The sequence below is a fragment of the Ignavibacteriota bacterium genome (assembly GCA_016716225.1).
GTDB lineage: Bacteria > Bacteroidota > Ignavibacteria > Ignavibacteriales > Melioribacteraceae.
The window spans coordinates 4,284,328-4,306,060 of sequence record JADJWT010000001.1; the positions used below are offsets into that span (position 1 = coordinate 4,284,328).

Consider the following 21,733-nt stretch of genomic DNA (forward strand, 5'->3'; position numbering starts at 1 on the left):
AACGGGGGGTTTATTGTACCTAATATTAAGGTATCTTTCGGTTTTGGAGTATTGTAATAGCAGCTGATGAAGCTGACTGAAAATCATTGACTTCAAATATTAATGTACCAAGAATACTTGAAAAACCGCTTTGACTTGTGAACAAATGCTTATATGAACCATTTGCGAGATCTGCATCATTATCACTATTGTCCATAAATAATGCATTATCAGTTAACTTAAAATCATTTACGCTAATTGTACCGTCATTATCTAAATCCAAATAAACATTAACAACTGATGATATATAATTTGAGGCAAATGAAAAAGTAAGAGTAAATGGTTCATGAACTGAAATAGTATCGTGATTTTTACCATTAATTAAAACATTTGAGATCGAAGGTTTCGCCAAATAATTGTTGTTTGGTTTTGGAATAAACGGTGCTTTATAAAATTCTGTTGGATTTCCAAATAATTTAATTCTTTCCGGCTCGATTCTTTCAACTGATTTCTTGAGCAATAATTTATTTTCTGCTTGTTTTTTTGTCTCATAAATGTTCTTAAAGAGATTGTGTTGATCATTTATTTTTTTTAATTTTTTAATTTTATTATCAAATTGATTCGCACTGAAAGATTTTTTTTCTGTTTTGTAAGTTTTCTTATCAGAAACCTTACTGGTCTGTACATGATACAAATTAGTATTGTGGTCTAACTTAATTAATTCAATTTGATTTGAATTTTTTTTTGATTTTTCTTGTGCTTTAATAAAGTCTGTTAAAATAAAATTGAAAATCAAACTGATTGCCATAAAGTAAAACATCTTTTTAAAAAGGCGGGCTATTTCTTTTAAGTGTTGAGTTTCTATATACTTTAACCCAATAAAATTATAATTGCTCGATAAACCTACTTTATTTTTTATTTTCATTTTTACATCCTTTAGGTTTTAATAAAAATTGCTTATAGAAAAAATTCTCTCTTTTCAGCATTGGGCTTATCCTAATTAACTAATTATAGTCATAATTCACCATTCATTGCTGCAGCATCATATACTAAGCAAGCTAATTTTTTCTTCCTGCAGCACTCCAATTTGAAAATTCATATTTGAATATTAAAACACACTCACTCATAAACCATCTTAATTCTCTTACATCAAAATCTTGATAATTTCTTGAATCGGCATTGGAGAAAAAGTAACATACAGTCCGGCAATTTGATTGACACTCTGAAAGCGGCACCCCTATTTATGCATAATTTTCGCTGAGCTTTATTGTTCCCGTTTTTGTTGTATATAGTTGTGACTCAACATTATAGGGCGCAGTTAATTTTGTGCCGTCATTGTTTTTTACGGTACCAGAGATTACAAGCCTGTTTGATCCTAAATCAAGATAAGTTATATAGTCACTAAAAGATAAATTTGGTATAAAGGCATCTTGCAGATCATCTGCGTCTGGCTCGAATTCATCACAAGCGACAAATAAATAGGGAAATATGATTGATAGAACTACAATTGGAAACCCCATAACCGCCTCCTATATAATTTTAATGATTATTAATTATTACCGCTTCCTAGCAGATGAACACCACTAAGACTAGACATAGATATAAGTAAATATCCAATTACCAGAATCCCCGTAGCTGCTAGCAAAGTGATGCCAATAATATTTATCTTATCCACTTCAATCGATTTTATATCACTAATATCATATTTAATTTCATTTCCGTTTTGCCATACTATGAATCCATTTTCAGTTGTGGAGTTTACTTCAAAATAGTCAGTACTCATAACTCTAATTATATCTCCATTATTCAATAAAATATTATACACCTTACCGTTTTTATCTTGAGTAATAGATTTATATTGTGCAGGGTAAATTTTTCCTTTAAAAGTTTCTGATCGACCATTTGATTTATTATTAAGACTTCCAGATACTAGGATAAAGGGGAAGGTATTTGTAACTAAGGTATGGTGCCAACTTTTGGAATATATTATTCTTCCATCGTTCAGAGTTATTTTGATGTCTTTGTCTTCAATGTTATGGAGTTGAGAAGGATTGACATTGTCAATTGATTGAAAAGAATAACAACCATTTAATTGCAGAATCAAACTAAAGATCAAAGAATATGTGATCACTTTTTTCATTTTTCAACCTTTTTTTTGTTGATTGTAATATCTTTTTTTTCATAAATCGATTTGTCATAAAATTGTAAAAGAATTGTAAAATAGTTGTAAATAATTTTAAGTGTGTAATTTTTCTTACCTATTAAAAGCTTTCATTACTGCCATCTTAAATATTATTAATCACATAGATTTTATTTTTTAAATTATGTTTCGGTGAACAGGTTTTTTACCGTTTAGAGTTTATAAATTGCTGAAAAATATAAACCGCAATAACTACCTTAAAACAGCTGATATTATAAATACTCTTCCGAGAACTGCAATTGATAGGTTTTTATTTATTTTAATATTTTATTTGAGTAAAACCATTTTCTTTACGTCAATATATTTACCTGCTATCAATTTATAAAAGTATACGCCACTTGAAAAATTTGAAGTACAAAATTCCACTCTATGTATACCAGCCGGTTTAAATTCATCAATCAAAGTTGCTACTTCTTTTCCTAGAACATCATATACTTTTATTGTTACATGTTTGTTAATCGGTATTTGATAGCTAATTGTTGTGATTGGGTTGAAAGGATTAGGATAGTTCTGTTCTAATTTAAATTCAGTTGGAAGTATTGATCCTTGCTCATTTTCAATTCCGGTTATTTTGTTAGTTAATGAAAGCGTATCGTCAACCGTTCCATCGTTACCTTCATCTACCAATATCTTTAGGTCGGTGTTTGTTACATTATTCCAGTTAGGAGTAATTGTATGTGAACTGTTAGATGTTAACGGAATATTAAACTCTCCAAACCTTCCAATTCCGTTTTCATTTACAAAGTTTAGTTCAATATCATAATCTTTCGCTGAGCCAAACGAAGTAAGTTTTATTTTATTGCTGTCGGGATTTTCTACCTTTACTGAATCATTCTGCGCAAGTTCTATTGAACTGAATGAGAATAGTTTCTCTTGAGTAGTTTCATTCATAATATTGAGAAGACTAATAGTTTTACTCTGCGGATCTGGATTTGTAAAAGATAATCCTCCATCAAAAAATAATCTGTCTGTTTGATTCTGCTCTGCATCAAATCTTTTGTAAGTAAATGATTTGTTGCCTGTGAAGAAGAATGTCTTTACTGTGTCTGAGGTAAAATTGTCAACAATGACTGAGTAATTTTCTGTTGGAAGTGAATACCCATAAGGTGGTGTTTCACTGCCATCCAGATATGTCAATGGAACTGAATTAGGAATTTCGACTAAGATTGAACCATTACTAAAACCAGTAACATTCCCAAGAGCATCGATTATTCTTGTGTTCGCATTTATGTTTGTATAAATCTCCAGTTCATTTGAAGAAAGTACGAATGGAGAAGTGTATCCTTCTGCATGTTTAGGTAATGATGCATTTTTAAGATAAACGTTTGATTCATTTTCCAGCATTAAATATTTCGGTCCGCCCCAATTTGCCCAACCATATAAAGTTGTCCAAGTTCCATTTAATGAGTTTCCTAATGTATCAATCTTTATTATAGCAGGTATTGAGAAAGGATAGCTGTTATCATATACATAAAGATTATATTTATGCTTCATTACTACTTCTTGCTCAAGTTTATAAGGCAATATATTGTGTCCTCCTGCTCCGTTATTATTCCAAATAGATAATGTTCTCGGAGAAACATTATCTTCCTTTAACATCGTTTTAATTTCATTCAAAGTCTGATTTGGAGTTAAAACATTCCATCTGCCAATTTGAGATTGCTGGGAAGGATTTCCAAATTGATGTGTAAATAGCTCGTTTACTACTTTCTTTACACCATCATTGGATAGAACCGTTTTGGGATTTACGAATGGCGGAAAGATACTGTTGTACCTGGTTTGAAATTGTCCTTTATAGGCGAAAGCGAGTGCATTTGATGCAGCAATTCCAAAACATGAACCCTTCCAAGGCTTTTTTACTGCTTCCCATTTTTGCAGTGCTGCAAATTTGTATATATCTGTGACTATACCTGCTATTGTAAAATAACATGCATTAACACCAAATGCATTCACCCATGAAACCCAGTCAGGAAAATTTGAAGAGTTTGCAGAGTCAAAGACATATCCTCCTTGCCACTGTGAATACTGGCTTCCTGTAAATGGATCTACCCCTTGATAGTTGAACTGCTGATACCACGTCAGTGGGAACATATGGGCTTCTAAATTCCAAAATCCCCATTGATCTTCGCTAGGTCTGAAAGGTTCATACTGTCCGCTGCTGTCTCGTGTGAGTATGTAGGGTTTGATCTTAAATACTTCACTAGTATCTGTTATAGTTGTATCAGCCATATCAACTATTCTTATCATACATTTTTTTGATAGTATATTTTTGGGAACATCCCACACATAAATCCCAGTGTCACCATTGGCTATAAAATCTATAATATTAAATGTCTTTCCCGAATCTGCACTATAATCAATCTGCAAGAATTGATTCATCTTCCCACCACCCCATTTGATTGTATCATTTTCACCAGCGATCCATTTTATATTTTTTGTTGGCTTGGTTATTTTTAATTGAGGTAGCTTCGCATACCATGCCTCTGTCATTCCATTGTGTGTTCCTTGTCCAACAATAACTGTTCCAGAACTATCTATTGAGTGTGCAATATCGAGCGTCCAACCCGTGAGATCTAAATCGTAAACATTTTCCAGAACAAATTTGAGATCGCGTGCACCATTGTTTCTATCCCAAATGAATGCGATCCCTGACATTTGACCAACAATAATATCGCCGCTCGCAGATACGTCAAAAGCATTGCTGTTTACTGTTGTTCCCTGTAATAGATCCCACCCTCCTTTGGAAGTCCACCTTGCGGCAATGCTCGGACCATCCGAAATTGTCGAAATAGAGCCAACAATTACTTCCCCATCGTACGATGTTCCATGTGCAATGCTTGAAAAATATCCGCCTGTGCCTAATGACTGAAGTGATCCACCCCCTACACTTCTGAAAGCTTCTGAAAAAATTGGATACTTACAGTAACCAACAATAACATTGCCATCAGCAGATATTGCATAAGCAAAACTATGATTTGCCCCAGGCAGTTTACCAAGGAGTTTTACGCCACTGCTATTCCACATTACTGCTTCAAAAGGATCATTAGGCTCATTAAAATCATGTTTATAAACGCCGACGATTTTTGTCCCATCCGAACATATATCCTGAGCACTAATTTCTGATGCTGGGACACTATTCGATATTGGAGTAAGCGGCGAAACCGTACCTCCAGCCCAACTTACAGCTTTATTAATATTGTTAGGAGTACCAGGCAAACTTGCTTGCCCGACAATGACCGATCCATCACCTGAAACAGCTTGTGCAACGCTATTTATTGAATTTAGATACATAGGCAAAGCTACGAGTCCACCCGTCTCTGTCCATTGAAATGAATAACCCTTATCATAACCAACAACCACTAATCCATTTGCGGAAATATCGTTTGCACGACTAAAGTCTCCGTTTGGCAAATGTCCTAACCCGATGAATCGCGCAGTATCTTGTGCATTCATAATTATCGAAATAAATATAAGATTTGCAATGATTAGCCAATAAAATCTAATTGATTGATTATATCTAGGATTCATCAGCAATTTCTCCTTCCAGTGAAAAAATCTTCAAAGTAACTATTATAACCACTTCTTATCTAAGCAAAATCATTTTCCTAATTTCAGTAAAAGAACCAGTATTGAGTTTATAAAAATAAATTCCGCTTACAAGTTTGGATGCATCAAATTCAGTTTCGTAGCTTCCTGCTAGTTTGTACTCATTCACAAGTGTTGCTATTCCCCTTCCTAGTATATCATAAACTTTTAGTGTTACTAGTTGGTAACTACCTATTGTATACTTAATGCTTGTGCTTGGGTTAAATGGATTTGGATAATTTTGGAAAAGGTTAAATAATTGAGTAGCATTAGAATTATTTTTTACAGAAGTCACACTTGGAACCCAAATAGCCCCACTGATAGTGCCATCGTTATGATTGCTGGTTGCATCGTATGTTATTGTACCCGTTCCTTCGTCAAATTTCCAGTATGCGATTAAACCGGTTTCGTTTCCATTCAAAATTTGGTTCATTGTAGATTGAATTTCGGATTCTGTCCTTGCAACATTCCATATGCGGACTTCATCAATTATTCCTTTAAATGGAGGACTCCAATCAGGTCTTATCGGATTAAAACCAAAATAAAGATTGCGGGTAGAGTTACCGACTCCGCTTCCAACAGCTTTGCTCGTGTCAAATACACCGTTGATGTACAACTTTGCAGTTGAACCATCGTAAGTTGCTGCAACGTGAGTGTATTCATGAATTGGAATGGAAGGAGATGATACGAGCTGTGTTCCTCCGAAAACGTCGTATAAATAAAAATATACCCGATTACCAAAAAATTCAAATTGCTTGCTTTCTGCGAAGTCAGCCCATTTATTAAAAATAAACCCGTTTAAAGTGGTATCTGGATTTATCCACGCTTCATAAGTTACAGCAATTCTTACATCAAATGTTGAATCATATCCCATATCTACATAGTCATTCACACCATCATATTGAAGAGCATTGCCAAACCTTTGAGCTTTTACGTTTAAGCACAATAGAATGTTTAGAACTACAAAGTAGAAAAAAGTTTTCATATATTACCTCCTTAAGAAGCTTTCCTAATTATTTATTTACCTCATTATGATCATCTTCTTAGTTTGAACAAAAGAACCTGCTCTAAGTTTATAAAAGTATACTCCGCTTACAAGTTGTGAAGCATTAAATTCCAATTTATAGATACCCGCTTGTTTATATTCATCAATCAAAGTTGCTATCTCTCTTCCTAGAACATCATATACTTTTATTGTTACATGTTTGTTAATCGGTATTTGATAGCTAATTGTTGTGGTTGGGTTGAAAGGATTAGGATAGTTCTGTTCTAACTTATATTCTGTTGGTAGTAATGATCCTTGCTTATTTTCAATCCCAGTTAGTTTATTTGTTAATGATAATGTGTCGTCAACCGTTCCATCGTTACCTTCATCTACCAATATCTTTAGGTCGGTGTTTGTTACATTATTCCAGTTAGGAGTAATTGTATGTGAACTGTTAGATGTTAACGGAATATTAAACTCTCCAAACCTTCCAATTCCGTTTTCATTTACAAAGTTTAGTTCAATATCATAATCTTTCGCTGAGCCAAACGAAGTAAGTTTTATTTTATTGCTGTCGGGATTTTCTACCTTTACTGAATCATTCTGCGCAAGTTCTATTGAACTGAATGAGAATAGTTTCTCTTGAGTAGTTTCATTCATAATATTGAGAAGACTAATAGTTTTACTCTGCGGATCTGGATTTGTAAAAGATAATCCTCCATCAAAAAATAATCTGTCTGTTTGATTCTGCTCTGCATCGTAACGGTTATAAGTAAATGTTTTATTGCCGGTAAAGAAGAATGTTTCGATTGTATCGCTGGTAAACTCTTCTAAAACTATCGCATAATTATCTGTTGGCAATGAATAACCGTATGGTGGAGTTTCACTGCCGTTAAAAACAATTAGCGGTATGGAGTTGGGAATATCGGCTTTAACACTATCATTATTAAATCCAGTAATGTTACCAACATCATCTATAATTTTAATAGATGCTGTCTTTGGGTTAAGCACTTCAAGTTCTGTTTCTTCCAAAATAAAAGGGGATTCTGAATTCTCTAGCTTTGATAAAGCGGGATTAGTTAAGTAATTAATCACTGCATCAAACAAATAAATATATTTGTTCCCTCCCCATCCTGGCCAATCGGATGTTTGCCAGCTTCCATCTCCACCGTTTGCTGCTGTATTTATTTTGATTTTATTATTAGATGCAGGATTAGAATTGTCATATATTTCGATATTATAAGAATTAGTATCTGCTGGATCTTTCTCAATACTATATGGTAAAATACCATGTCCGCCGTTACCATTATTATTTTCTATACATAAAATCCGCGGTTCACCAATATCATTCTTAAATAAAAACTTTAGGTCGTTTACTGTTTGTGTTGGCGTCTTAATCGTTCTTATGCTATTTCGGTATCCTTTATGTGGATCTCCAAATTGATGTGTAAATAATTCATTTACTTCCGCTTTTACACCATCATTAGATAAAACTGTAATTGGTTCGGCAAACGCCGGGTAATTACTGTAAACTGAATGAAATTGACTTTTGTTGCTAAATGCTAACCCATTGGATGTTGCTATTCCAAAACATGAACCACCCCAAGAATGTCTAACTGCTTGCCATCTTGATAATGCAGTTGGACTGTATATCCCTAATGATGTACTTAAATAACACGCATTTACTGTAAATGTATTTACCCATGAAACCCAGTCGGGATAATTGGATGAGTTTGCAGAACCAAAGACATATCCCCCTTGCCATTGTGAATACTGGCTTCCAGTAAATGGATCTACTCCTTGATAATCGAACTGCTGATACCATGTCTGTGGAAACATATCCAACTGAATGTTCTTATATCCCCACTGATCATCTATCTTTCTGTAAGGTTCATACTGCCCGCTGCTGTCGCGTGTAAGTATAAATGGCTTAATTTTGAATACATTACTGGTATCTGCAATTGTTGTATCAGCCATATCAACAATTCTTATCATACATTTTTTAGATAAGATGCTCTTGGGAATATCCCATACATACAGTCCAGTATCAGCATTCGGTATAGAATTAATAATATTAAATGTCTTTCCTGAATCTGCACTATATTCTATTTGTAAATATTGATTTTCTTTTCCGCCTTTCCACTTGATTGTATCTTTTTCGCCTGCTATCCAGAGCGTATTCAGCTTTGGTTTTGTTATATTCAAACTTGGAAGTTTTGCATACCATGCTTCAGTCATTCCATTGTGGTTTCCATAGCCAACAATAGCTGTACCAGAACTGTCAATTGCTGTAGCATTGGTAAGAATCCAACCAGTGAGGTCAAGATGATACTCATTTTCCAGCACGCTTTTAAGATCGCGTGCACTTGAGTCTGGATCCCAAATGAATGCCTTACCCGCCATTGAGCCGATAATAATTCTACCATCTGCCGATACATCAAATGCAGTACTGCTTCCCACTGTTCCGCGTAGCGTTTCCCACCCGCCTGTTGAAGTCCATTTGGCTGCAGTTAAAGGACCTGAGTAAATTTCTGTAAGAGCACCGACAACCACTTTACCACCATTTGAGACACCCCAAGCTTGACTCTCAAGGTAAGTTCCAGCACCAAGTGATTGAATATTACCGCCATTAAGACTTAGAAATGCATGGCTTATTTGATCCGGTGATGGTTGGTCAAGTCTGAATGTTCCTACTATTGAAGTTCCATCTGGTGAAATATTATACGCAAAACTTGCATCTCCGCCTGGTCCAAGCCCTAGTCCAGTGGGTTGCCCGCCTGTCCATCGTGTGGCTTGTGTAACTCCATGTTCAGTTGAAGAACTGTAACCGACAATGATTGTTCCATCCGCTGACACAGCCATAGCATAACTGCTGGCATTAACACCAGTCCAAATTGGTGGAAGCTGGCTGGTAGAGCCATTCACCCACATCCCCGCTAGAGCATTACCACTTAAACTTCCAACTATAACTGAACCGTCTCCTGATATACCTCTAGGAATAAAGAAATTGTTAATAGGTCGAAAGTCATTTGTTTCTGTCCATATAAACCCAGACTGAACTGCACTCGTACTGTAACCACCTATAACCACTAACCCATCGGCTGATACATCCAAAGCTCGGCTGGATATACCGCCAGGTAAATGCCCAAGACCGATAAATTTTGCTGTATTTTGCGCAAAAATAAAAGATGAAGCCACAACAAAACAACAAAATATTAGTTGATAATTAAAGCCAGTTTTAAAAAATATATTTAAATACATATTAATAAATTTCTCCAATTGATGATCTAATTTTCAATACTAGAATAATTCTCAAATTCTAATGTTTATTATTAAGCAAGTTATCTACAATTATATGATTACATATAAACGTTTATCTAAGCAGAATCATCTTTTTTGTTTCAATAAATGGATCTGCTTGCAGCCTATAGAAATAAATTCCGCTTGCAAGATGTGAAGCATCAAACTCTATTTCATAATTTCCCGCATGTTTTGATTCATTAACTAATGTTGATACTTCTCTTCCTAAAATGTCATAGACAGATAAACGTATATATGATTTAACACTTACACTGTATTTTATTGTTGTTATTGGGTTAAATGGGTTTGGATAATTCTGATATAGAGCAAAATCATTTGGTTGGATGAAGTTCTGGTCATCAACTCCGGTAGGATTCTGAGTTAACTTAACAACAACGTAATCACCACTGTTACTTGTATGATCAATTCCTGCTGCAATAATGCCCCCATTAGATAATTGGAGACAACTTCTTAGATAATTTGAACCATTTCCAATTGAAAGATCATAAGTAAATTTTCCTTCAGGTCCAAAAGTTGTGTCTGGTGAGCCATCAGAATTTAATCTTATCAATCCGGACCCACTGCCACCCTTTCCAACCAGCAAAATTTTTCCGTTATAATCAAGTGTCATATCATAGCAAACATCACTCGATGAAAAAGCGATATCTGTTCTGCCGTTTGTTCCGAATGTGGAATCTAGAGAACCATCAAGAAAAAATCTGAATACTGAAAACTTTGTTGGACTTGAATTTGGTGTAGTTGCCGATAATAATATTTTATCGTCTTCTGTTAGTAGAAGTGTTTCACCACCCGAAAAATTATATTTACCCACGATATCAGTCTGCAAAACTCCATTATCACCAAAATTTGAGTATGGATTCCCCGAACTATCCATCATAGCCAATAAGATATTGGTGGGTGATATATCAACCGTCGCCATAATAATTGCGGTATCAGCAAGGAAAAGACTTGCTACAGAATGACCCCCTATTGGGTAACTTATTCTTGCAATCCCTCCAACTCCAAAATTAGGATCAAGTTGACCATTTGGTAGAAATCGCATTGCGCCAAATCCATGAATTGTAGAACTGACACCCGTAACTAAAATTCTACCATCATCTAACACTTTAATTCCATATAATGTACCAGCCGAATTTCCGGTAAATCTATGTATTGCTCTACCACTATTCCCAAAAGCTGTATCAACTGTACCATCAGCATTAAATCGGTACAATGATGGCGTTATGGCACTGGCTGCATTGCTTGTTGCCTCTGAACCGGCAGCTAAAATCTTACCATCTTCCTGTATTGCAATAACATTAGCCTGGTCTCTTCCAACAAAGTGAACTAAGACTCTACCATCAACTCCAAAATTTGAACTATCAAGTTGCCCATTTTCAAAAAGTTGAGTCATTGATACAAAATATCCCTCTGTGCTTGATGTTGTTATACCGCCAATAAGAATTTTATTATCAGGAAGAAGAAGTATATCGTTTGGATAATCACTATGTGCGGATCCAAAATTAATTCTTGTAGTACCGTTGTTTCCAAATGAAGTTTCTGGAATCCAGTCAGATTGTGAATTAATGAGATTTGCAAAGAATATTATAAGTAAAAAAGTTTTCAGATAGTTGTTCACATTTATTTCCTTTTTTACTTGCAAAATAAATCCAAAGATTTACCTTGGCATCACGCAAATACGTGATTTTAACAATTAATACTTAAACTTATTTTAAGAGAATATTGGACTAAATTATTTTTTCTTTAAGTGCTTTAGTTATAGCATTACTTCGGGAATGAACTTCAAGCTTTATATAGATGTTGCGTAGATAAGAATCGACTGTATGATGACTTAGAAATATTTTTTTCCCTATTTGTTTTTTACTTAGTCCCTCAACTAATAAGCTTAATATTTCTTTTTCTCTTTCAGATAAATTATATGCACTCGATTTAACATTTTGATCTCTGAACATAGTTAGTACTTTATTAGCAATATGTGAGTTCATTGGAGCACCTCCATTCATAACATCAAGTAGAGATGCTATAATTTCCTCACATGATAAATCTTTTAATAAATATCCCGAAGCTCCGGCACAAATTGCATTAAAAACATTTTCATTATCATCGTGAACTGTTAGGATAACAATTTTAGAAGATGGCGTCAATATTTTTAACTCAGGAATTAAGTCAACCCCATTAATCCCCGGCAATCCAATATCTAGTAAAATTATATCGGGAACTAATTCCTTTTTTTTTATGACTTCACAAGCAACTTCTCCGGAACTAAACGTATTTTCACATGTTATCGAATTACTTTTGTTTATGACCTCCTTGAGTGAGTCTCGAAGCAGTTCATTATCCTCAATGATCAATACTTCAGCTGAGTACATTTTTTTCATTTCTCTAAAATTAAATTTGCTTCAATATAAATATCTACATTCAATATTCAATCACGCATTTACGTGAAATTAACAACCAGTTTCATTAATGTTCCACTTCCCAGGTTACTTTCATAGTTTAAAATTGCATCAATTTCATTTGCACGATTTTTAATATTTTTTATACCTATGCCATTAAAATTACCATGTTTATTAAATCCCATGCCATCATCACTTATTGATAGTAAAATAATATTTTCTTTAATTTCAAATTTTAGTTCCACATTTTGCGCATTAGAATGCTTTACAATATTGTTCATGGTTTCTTTGAATATGAAAAAAATATTCCTTTTTAATTCAGGATTTAGATTTATATCAATTACTTTTTGCGGGAAATTAGAGTTGAGTTTGAAATTCCAGTTAGTGTTGTCTATTACTTCTTTCATTTTTGAAACAAGATTGCTTAATCCATCAGATGCAGGATTCGTAAGCCATACAATATCTCGTATAGATTGTGTTGATCCTTTTGCAACTTTGTGTATTCGTTTTAACTTTTCTGCTATTTCTGAATTTGTATTTACATCTTTTTGAATGATTTCACTCATCAGTGATATACTACTAAGATTACTCCCAATCTCATCATGTAAATCCTGCGCAATTCTGTTTCTTATTTTTTGTTTTTCTATTTCCTTTTCTTGCTCTATGTTTTTTGTTTTCAATTCAGCTTCACGCAATAAAGCTGTTTCTCTTTCATGTCTCAACCTTTCTTCTTCTCTTATTTTCCTTTTTTTTATCTCAGTTGTTCTTATAAAAGTCAACAGACTTAATCCTGCTAATACATAAACAGTATAAGCCCACCATGTTTTCCAAAATGGTGGATTAATTAGTATTTTTAACTTTGCAATCTGTTTACTCCATACTCCGTCGCTATTTGTTGCCCTCACCCAAAATTCATATTCACCAGGATCAAGATTTGTGTAAGTTACAAATCTCCGATTGTCACTAAAATTCCAATCATCATCAAATCCATTTAAATAATATTGATACTTATTTTCTTCAGGTGAATTAAAATCAAGTGAACTGAATTGGAAAAAGATATCATTTTGATTATAAAATAATGTTACTTTTTCATTGTTATAACTACTCATCATCAGTCCAGAATTACTTTTGTTTCCCTTCGTATTATTTAGGACTTGAAATTTACTTATTATAATAGGTGGTGAATAATTTGATAATTCAATTTTACTTGGGTTAAAAAAGTTTACTCCTTCTAAACTTCCGAATAACATTTCCCCGTTAAAAGTTTTATAAGAAGCACCAGTATTAAAGGAGGTACCTATTAAACCATCTTCTGTTGTAAAGTTTGTAAATTTTTTACTTTTTATATTGAAAAAGGAAATGCCGGAGCTTGTTCCAATCCAGAGGTTACCATTGTCATCTTCTAATATACTTTCAACTGTATTGTCGGGTAATCCATTTTCAACTGTATAATAACTAATTTGAATATCAAGTCTTTTAGCTTCAATTGAACTTGTATCGTTACTGATTACAAATTTATTTAATCCATTAGCTGTACCAATCCAGAGTATAGTTTCATTTTCTTTAGTATTTCTATTATTTGATTCACATATTGAATAAATATTATTACTGCTTAATTTTTGTTTATTAGTTTTATTGAAATTCCAGTTATAAAAATTGTTTTTATCTTGACCTTGATATAAATCTAAACCTCCCCCATTTGTTCCAATCCAAATTCTTCCCCGGCGATCGTTAATTATCACCCAAATATCGTTATAACTTAAACTTTTCGGATTATTTTTATCATTTCTCCAATATTCAATATTAGATGTTTTTGGATTGAGTCTTGCTAAACCACCTCCCCAAAATCCTATCCATAATTCTCCATTATTGTCTTCAATGATAGTCCTTATGTAATTATAAGCTTGTTCATTGAAATTAGGATTTGATACTTTCCAAGATTTGATCTTTTGTGTATTTAAGTCCAATTCTTTAATTCCTTGACCATAAGTTCCAACCCAAATATTATTTGAACTTCCTTTGCATAATGACCACACGTTCAAAGAATTAAATTCTGAACTTTGTATTAACTTAATATCCTTGTCATTATTTCTTATTTCATACAAACCTAATTCAGTACCAAGCCATAAAGATTTATTTTTTGATTGTGTTATTGCTCTAACACTATTATTAAATAGTTCGGGAAAATCAAGCATTTTTCCAATTATTGGTATTCTAAAATTAAATTTTGATTTTTTTGCCGGATAGAAATTCAATCCATTTTCAGTTGCAATCCATACTACTCCAGATTTATCAATCATTAATTCATGAATCTCATCACTTAGTAAATCTGAATCATTATTTTTTTCCTCAAGAAATCTATCTTTAAAACTAGTTGTTAAATTTATTTTAACAAGTCCATCAAATGTACTTATCCAAAGAATTTCATTATCCAAATAATATTCTTCAACAACTGAACTAACGCTCAAACCAAAATTTAATCCATCTTTTTCTGGAAGTTGAACATTTGTAATTTTTTCAGTTGTTATATCAAGTCTCATCAATCCTTTTAATGTTCCAATCCAGATACTATTATTATAGAATGATGACTTGGATAGATGCCAAACTGGAATTTTGAAATCGATGATAATTTCTCTAAAAGAGATTAACTTTTCACTTGGAATGTATTTGTTTAGCCCATTATATGTACCAATCCAAATATTTGATAACTGATCTTCTACAATTGATGTAACAAAGTTATCCGTTAACACCTTTTGTTTATCTGGATAATTTTGCCAATGTTCAATCTCACTCGTATTTGCATTCAATCTGAAAAGACCGTTACGGTATGTTCCTATCCAAATATTTCGTTTACTATCTTCAAAGATAGAAGTTATATTTATTTCGGGTGAATCAGATATCGAAAGATTCCACTTCTCAAATTTATTTGTTTTTGGATCATATCGATTTAATCCGCCCGTTTTGGTACCAATCCATAAGTAACCAGAATGATCCTCACAAATTGCCCAAATTATATTTTCTGTAATTGAATTTTTGTCATCTAAATTATTACGATATACTTTTATCTCATATCCATCAAAACGATTAAGCCCATCATCTGTTCCAATCCAAATAAAACCGTTTCGATCTTGTAATAAACAATTGACATAACTATTGGAAAGTCCATTTTTAACAGTAATCTGACGAAACTGTTGACTCTGGGGAAAAACATTTTCAAAATACGCAATTAGTATTATTAATAATAAAATCCAATATTTTTTTTCTTTAAGAAATTGCATTGTCTTTTTTAACTTTTCAACAAACTATATATTTCAAAAGTAAAATATATTTTTGACCTATCGAATAAATTCTTAAAAACTTTTAATGAAATTTGTTTTAATTTTATGTTTTTCATATCGAATCCAAAAAGCAATGTTCGTTTTTGTTAATTTTATTAAATAGTATGATATAAATTTTCTATTCATATTATTTTATGTTTTCAATAATTAAATTCCATTAATTTTATACTAAACGCGAAATATGAAAAATATTTATAATGTTGCCTTTTAAAAATTTCAAATCTTTGGCCTTTATTTTATCAATAACATTTTTCTGGTTTCGCTAAACCCTTCCGTTTCTAATCTATAAAAATAAATTCCACTTGGCAGACCAACTGCATTAAAACTACCTTGATAATTACCAGCGGGTTTTGATTCGTTAATCAAATTTGCAATTTCATTACCTAAAGCATCAAAAATTTTAAGTTTTATGTTAGATTTCTTTGGAAGCGCAAATTCAAATTGCGTAGATGGATTGAACGGATTAGGATAGTTCTGTCCTAAGAAATATTCTTTAGGTAAATTTTCTGAATATACTCCTTGCTTATAACTTAAAACTATTGGTGCTTTGAAATCAACAATTACAATTTGATTTGTGTCTACATTTATTTTCACTGAATCACCTACATCTAATTGGTTTCCATTCATGTTAATTGACCACTGAATTTTGGAAGTATCGAGTCCTTCAATTTTTACAATAAATTCACCTTTTGATAACAGAACCAAATTGTATTTACCATAATTATTTGAGTAATCGTTATCATTATTAGAAATTTTTAAAAATGCATTTGCTACCGGGTTATCATTTGCATCGAAAATTATTCCTGTTATTACTCCAGTTTTTTTAAAGTCTGTATATTTATAAGTTTGTGTTGTACAAGCTTCAGGAATATAAATTGTTTGTTCAGGATCTCCAGAATGATAAATTTGAAGATCTCTAAGTTGGTATGGACCATTTTCCAAACCTCCGTATATAAATCTTCCATCAAATTGCAAGTTTATCCATTGTGGGATATTCTCTTTTAGAATTTTACTTGCATAAGACCATAAAATGGTTTCACTCTTTGAATCTACTAGGCGACCATACGCAACCACATTTCCTGAATCTTTTGGGACAACTTCAATTTGAACAATAAGACTATCGATTAACCCATCGGAATCAATATCCATCGAATTCTCAGAATAAGTTCCTGTTGTTGAAATAATTTGTGTTTCTGGTTCTTCAAATTGCGATGCAGAATAATTTTGAGTTTTATAAATATCAATACCTGAAAATATTAAATTTGAGCTATCATCATACATAATTGCATATCCTATTTTATATGGACCATCCAACTGGTTATTATTAATGTTGACCCCAGGAAAATTTAGTTCAATATCATTCATCCCAATTCCTATAAAACCTTTCGATCGTGCCAAACTTATGTTTTCTCCATTTTCTCCCATCAGCCATGCAAGTATGGAGTAAGAACCGGAATTCAAAGTCTGTACACTAATCGAAACCCTTAGCGTATCAAATAGTCCATTTGAGTTAATATCAACCCCTTGATCAGAATTTCCTCCGATTATCTTTGCAATTGGTGGATTGAATTGACTTGCCACATAATTGGAAGTCTGAATCTCATGATAGGCAGTCTGATTTCCATCCATATCTGATACTTGGAGTGAAAGGATAAAGGGTCCATTAAATCCTGATATCGCAATTGGTTTGCCACCAATTGATAAGTCTAATAGATTATTTCCAGAGTTTAATATTAAAGATTCACTTTCGGAAGTTAGCACTTGTCCTTGATGGAATAAAGATTTTTGAATTAAATATTGATTCGTTTTGTTAGATATGATTTCCGCATTTATTTTTAATATATCAAAAAAAACATCACTGTTTGTATCAACTGCATTTTCATACAAACTTAATATCCTTGCTGGCAACTCACCGAATTGTTGATAATTAAATGTAGAAGTATTAAAAAGTGCAGTATCTATAATTGCACCAGTACTATCTGTTAGTGTTAAATATATGTTGTAAGAACCATTCATCTCTTCAGTAAAAATCTTTTCACCACTAAAAAGAGGATGAACCTCAATTATCCCAGCTTGCGGTCCAACGATTTCAAACCAACTTACGGGTGATGCATAATAGGGTTGCGATGTAATTAAGCGGTTATCCTTTCTCAAATATCCAGTTACCATAAATTTTCCTGGATTCGTTATTTCTACACCAACATTTCCTGAAAGCTGATCAAAAATCTCATCATTATTATTATCAATTAACTTTTCTGAAAACGATCCTGTAAATGCGGCATTTACAGGTTCATTTCTATTTAAAGATATATTATTCCTTAATGTCTCATATTTATAAGTATACGCCATCCATCCTTCTTCAAAAGCATAGTTGTTCAATTGAATAGTTGGACCTCCTGCATCAGTTATATAGAAATCCATGCGAGGGTTCATACCTATAATACTGTGAGCAACATGAAAATATTTTTCATTTCCAGTTATATTAAAAGTTGGATCGAAGTATGTATTACCCAATTGGCCAAAAGTATGTTGATGGAAAACCCAGCGATCATGCGTTGGCCGGAAAATATAATCTTTTGTTGCATTGCCATTTTTACTTGGTAGTGAACCAAATGCTTTTATTCCTGGTATTGCCATAAAACCTTTATTATCAACTTTTCCTTCAACATTAACTGTTGATACGCCTCCAACACCTAATGATTTGAGCAAATTTAACCATATGTTAGCCATTACCACACAATTACCACCATAAGTTTCTGAACCTTCAATAAGCTTGAACCACTGGAATACTGATGTATTATACTGCCAGCCACTTTTTGAATAAATTCCATCCATTATCTTTTGTGCAAGCTCATACTCTATTGAATTTGACATTTGTATTCCCTGAGTCCACTCGATTGCTTTTTGGAGCCAAATTTTTTTTGTTGGTATCTGCGGTTTATCATAACTAATCCAAAATGGTAATGAAATAATCTGCTCCCCAATATTGTTATTCAGATTATTCTTGAACTTGAATTTTAATTTCAGATCGTACATGCCAATCTTTTGAGGAAAATCGACATTTAAAAAACCACTCTTGCCAATTATTCTATCGATCCCCCCTTCAATCGCTTTCTTAGAATTAGTTCCAACAACTTTCCATTCAACATCTGTTCTTGAATCGTCTCCAATAGATGAAGGAAATGATTTAAGATTTATCCATAAAGTTACAAATCCGTTTTTCATACTAGCTGCTAGCGGAAAATTTGATACTGTATTGAGTGTATCGCCACGTTCATCGTAATCAGCCGACCACAATAAAGGTGTAGTTACATCAAGCATTTCCACATTAGAAATTGCAGTAATATTGGCGACTTTCATATTCCATAAAACAAGTTGATCGACCACATTTCCATAACCCCAAAAAGAACCGCATGGATCTTCAGGATCAAATCCCCACCCTAAATTTGCCCTTAAATATGTGGGTTTTATAACATTGGGTGGAATATTCACAGTGGCTTTAGCTACCATACTCTTCCCGTAATTTATGTTATAACTTGTTAAAGCAGCATCAAGCACTTTTTCATTCGGTTCCCAAATTTTATTGCCATTCCAGTCTATCCAAACATTTACATTTTCTGGATTTTTATCATAAACCGGACATGGTTTTCCAAATTGGCAATTTGTTGGATTTGCAATGAATACATCAACTGTGATATCTAATATATTTCCTGGTCTTTCTAAAACATGTACATTTGTTATCCTTTCATAGACTGTACTCCCACCTATTGATACACAATAACCTGGGGCACTATCTCTACAAGGCGCAATAACTTCAGGCAGTTTCTCGCGTAGTCTGAAAGCATTACCAGATTGACAATATAACTCATCCGGTAGTAAAAGGTGAAACAAATTCATTAATATTAAAGCCAAAATATACTTTAGTTTAGCCTTGAAAAAGTATACTGGAAAATGAAATACTAATAATTTATAGGCTAGTTGACTATGTGTCATTGTATCCTCCAATTTAAAATCATTCAAATTAAAGTTATGTTAAATTTAGTATATGAAGTCGTAAAAATGTATTACTTCATATTTTATTTAACAATTTCATTTAACAAAAAATAAACAATGTAATTTCTGTAAAGATTATTTGGTAATATCATATTACGCTTATATTCTATTCGATATTATCTAATCTTATATCAAAATCTTTTAACAATTCATTCTAATTATATTTTTTAACTGTGTTTTCACAGCTTAACTATCCTTAATACTCATATGTATCACCTGAATCTTCTTTACTAAAATGAATCCAGTTTATTAATTGGATTTATCAGAAATGGACTTTTGATAATTCCATTTGATAAAACGAAGTAATAAACTCATACAACATTATTATTTTGTTAATCGTTTAAATTTAATTTAAAAGTACTATGACACCACAAAATTTAATTTTTGCTGAATTAGGAATAATACATTTATTCTTTAATTCAATTATTAAATGCCAATAAGACAATCAAAATAGAAATTCAATAAGAATTCGGACTATTTTTTCAAGATTGTTTTGATTAAAAATTCCAATTGATCCAAATACAATTAGTACAATTGAAATTAGTGCTAATATTAGTGAAGGAAAGAACCTATTAAATATCAAATCTAAAATTTTATGATATTGAGAACTACTTTTTTGTTCAACATTCCCAATAATTGTGGTAATAGAAATAATTAAGCAAAATAAACCAATTACTATTAACGTAATTCCCGAATTTTTAATAAAATATTGTGCAATATTTTCCCCAAAGTTGAAATAACCTGCAAATATTAATAGTGAAATAAATAGCCCTACTAATATTATTGAAATTCCTTTTAACGTTGCTGCAAAACCAATGTATGTTTCAGTTTCCTTTCTATTGTATCTAGATTTTTCACGAAATATTTTATTTTTGATAGCTTCAATACCAATTAAAATTCCTGCAATTGATATCGATAAGGCACTGAATAGATTAAGAATGGGGTTAGAAAAATATTGACCAATAAAAAATAAAACAATTCCGGAAATGGCCGCTGTTAATATATATTTAGACAAATTCAATTTTTTCTTAACATTTAAAATATATTCTTATATAACACTAAATAACAATATTTATCTTAATCTCATTAACTGATTCTCAAGTTTTTCAATTTTAGGAAAAAGTATATTATTTTCTAAATGGATATGTTTTTTCAAGTCTTTATCAAATTCAATGATCAATCCATTTAATTCTGTTAAAACAATTTTATATGTATTAAGTAATGAATATTTTCTAATAATTTCTTTTATCTTGATTAGTGCATTGCTTGCACTCGCGTGTTCATTTTCAAGTGTAATCAGATTTTTTTTTATTGAACCATCTCTTCTAATTTTGGGTTTTTCATTAAATTTTTTACAACTCAAAAGATAATTTACATATGGGAATGAAATTGTTTCTTCTTTCTTCATGTGGTTTTCCATCTCTTTGGTTAGTTTTTGAAAAGTATTTTTAATATCAGAAATGAATTCATTCCCACTTGAATTCTCAAATTCATCAATTTTATTTTTAATTTTGTTTATTGATTCTCTTACAAAAGTATGATGATTTTGAATAATATAATTTGCTAATATTTGAATATCCCAGTCATTATAATTATCTACATAAAGATTTTTGTTATTAAATATTTCATTTAGTTCAGATTTTAACTGGGTTAATGATATTGCATTTTTAGCTGAAACATTTGCCAATGAAATATTTCCATTAAATAAATAATCAATATTATATTTATCTAAAACAGAGGCTGTATTAAAATTTTTTATTACAATTTCTTTAATTGTCATTTTTTCATCTAAATCATTTTTTACTTGCATTTTGTTTCCAAATATTTTTTTAATGGAGTTATCTATATTTTTGTTTTATGTAATTTATTTTCTTAG

Annotated in this window: 12 protein-coding genes; all 12 read right to left on the bottom strand. The window is 32.0% G+C overall.

Annotation, left to right across the window (positions count from 1 at the left end):
• Positions 1–25: 25 nt before the first annotated feature.
• Positions 26–904, bottom strand: a complete 879-nt coding sequence (locus IPM32_18385; GenBank protein MBK8947213.1) for a hypothetical protein — start codon at positions 902–904, stop codon at positions 26–28.
• 316 nt (positions 905–1,220) lie between these two features.
• Positions 1,221–1,499, bottom strand: coding sequence for a hypothetical protein (locus IPM32_18390; GenBank protein ID MBK8947214.1), 279 nt, complete (start codon positions 1,497–1,499; stop codon positions 1,221–1,223).
• Between the two features lie 29 nt (positions 1,500–1,528).
• Positions 1,529–2,119 carry a hypothetical protein gene (locus IPM32_18395; GenBank protein ID MBK8947215.1) on the bottom strand — a complete coding sequence of 197 codons (591 nt, stop codon included), beginning with the start codon at positions 2,117–2,119 and terminating at the stop codon, positions 1,529–1,531.
• Positions 2,120–2,446: 327 nt separating this feature from the next.
• Complete coding sequence (locus IPM32_18400; protein ID MBK8947216.1) at positions 2,447–4,270, bottom strand: T9SS type A sorting domain-containing protein; 1,824 nt, start codon at positions 4,268–4,270, stop codon at positions 2,447–2,449.
• A 1,492-nt stretch (positions 4,271–5,762) separates the two neighbouring features.
• Positions 5,763–6,749, bottom strand: a complete 987-nt coding sequence (locus tag IPM32_18405; protein ID MBK8947217.1) for a T9SS type A sorting domain-containing protein — start codon at positions 6,747–6,749, stop codon at positions 5,763–5,765.
• A 36-nt stretch (positions 6,750–6,785) separates the two neighbouring features.
• Positions 6,786–7,409 (bottom strand): T9SS type A sorting domain-containing protein, encoded by a 624-nt coding sequence (locus tag IPM32_18410; protein ID MBK8947218.1) that lies wholly within the window; start codon positions 7,407–7,409, stop codon positions 6,786–6,788.
• A 2,713-nt stretch (positions 7,410–10,122) separates the two neighbouring features.
• Positions 10,123–11,688 carry a T9SS type A sorting domain-containing protein gene (locus tag IPM32_18415; GenBank protein MBK8947219.1) on the bottom strand — a complete coding sequence of 522 codons (1,566 nt, stop codon included), beginning with the start codon at positions 11,686–11,688 and terminating at the stop codon, positions 10,123–10,125.
• Between the two features lie 109 nt (positions 11,689–11,797).
• A complete protein-coding gene (locus tag IPM32_18420) occupies positions 11,798–12,421 on the bottom strand; it encodes a response regulator transcription factor (protein MBK8947220.1) in 624 nt (207 codons plus the stop codon).
• Between the two features lie 86 nt (positions 12,422–12,507).
• Positions 12,508–15,744 carry a hypothetical protein gene (locus IPM32_18425; protein MBK8947221.1) on the bottom strand — a complete coding sequence of 1,079 codons (3,237 nt, stop codon included), beginning with the start codon at positions 15,742–15,744 and terminating at the stop codon, positions 12,508–12,510.
• Between the two features lie 291 nt (positions 15,745–16,035).
• On the bottom strand, positions 16,036–19,797 hold the full coding sequence (locus tag IPM32_18430; protein MBK8947222.1) for a T9SS type A sorting domain-containing protein: 3,762 nt from the start codon (positions 19,795–19,797) through the stop codon (positions 16,036–16,038).
• Between the two features lie 505 nt (positions 19,798–20,302).
• A complete protein-coding gene (locus IPM32_18435) occupies positions 20,303–20,872 on the bottom strand; it encodes a hypothetical protein (protein MBK8947223.1) in 570 nt (189 codons plus the stop codon).
• 57 nt (positions 20,873–20,929) lie between these two features.
• Entirely contained in the window at positions 20,930–21,667 is a 738-nt protein-coding gene (locus IPM32_18440) for a DUF542 domain-containing protein (GenBank protein ID MBK8947224.1), read from the bottom strand.
• Positions 21,668–21,733: the final 66 nt, after the last annotated feature.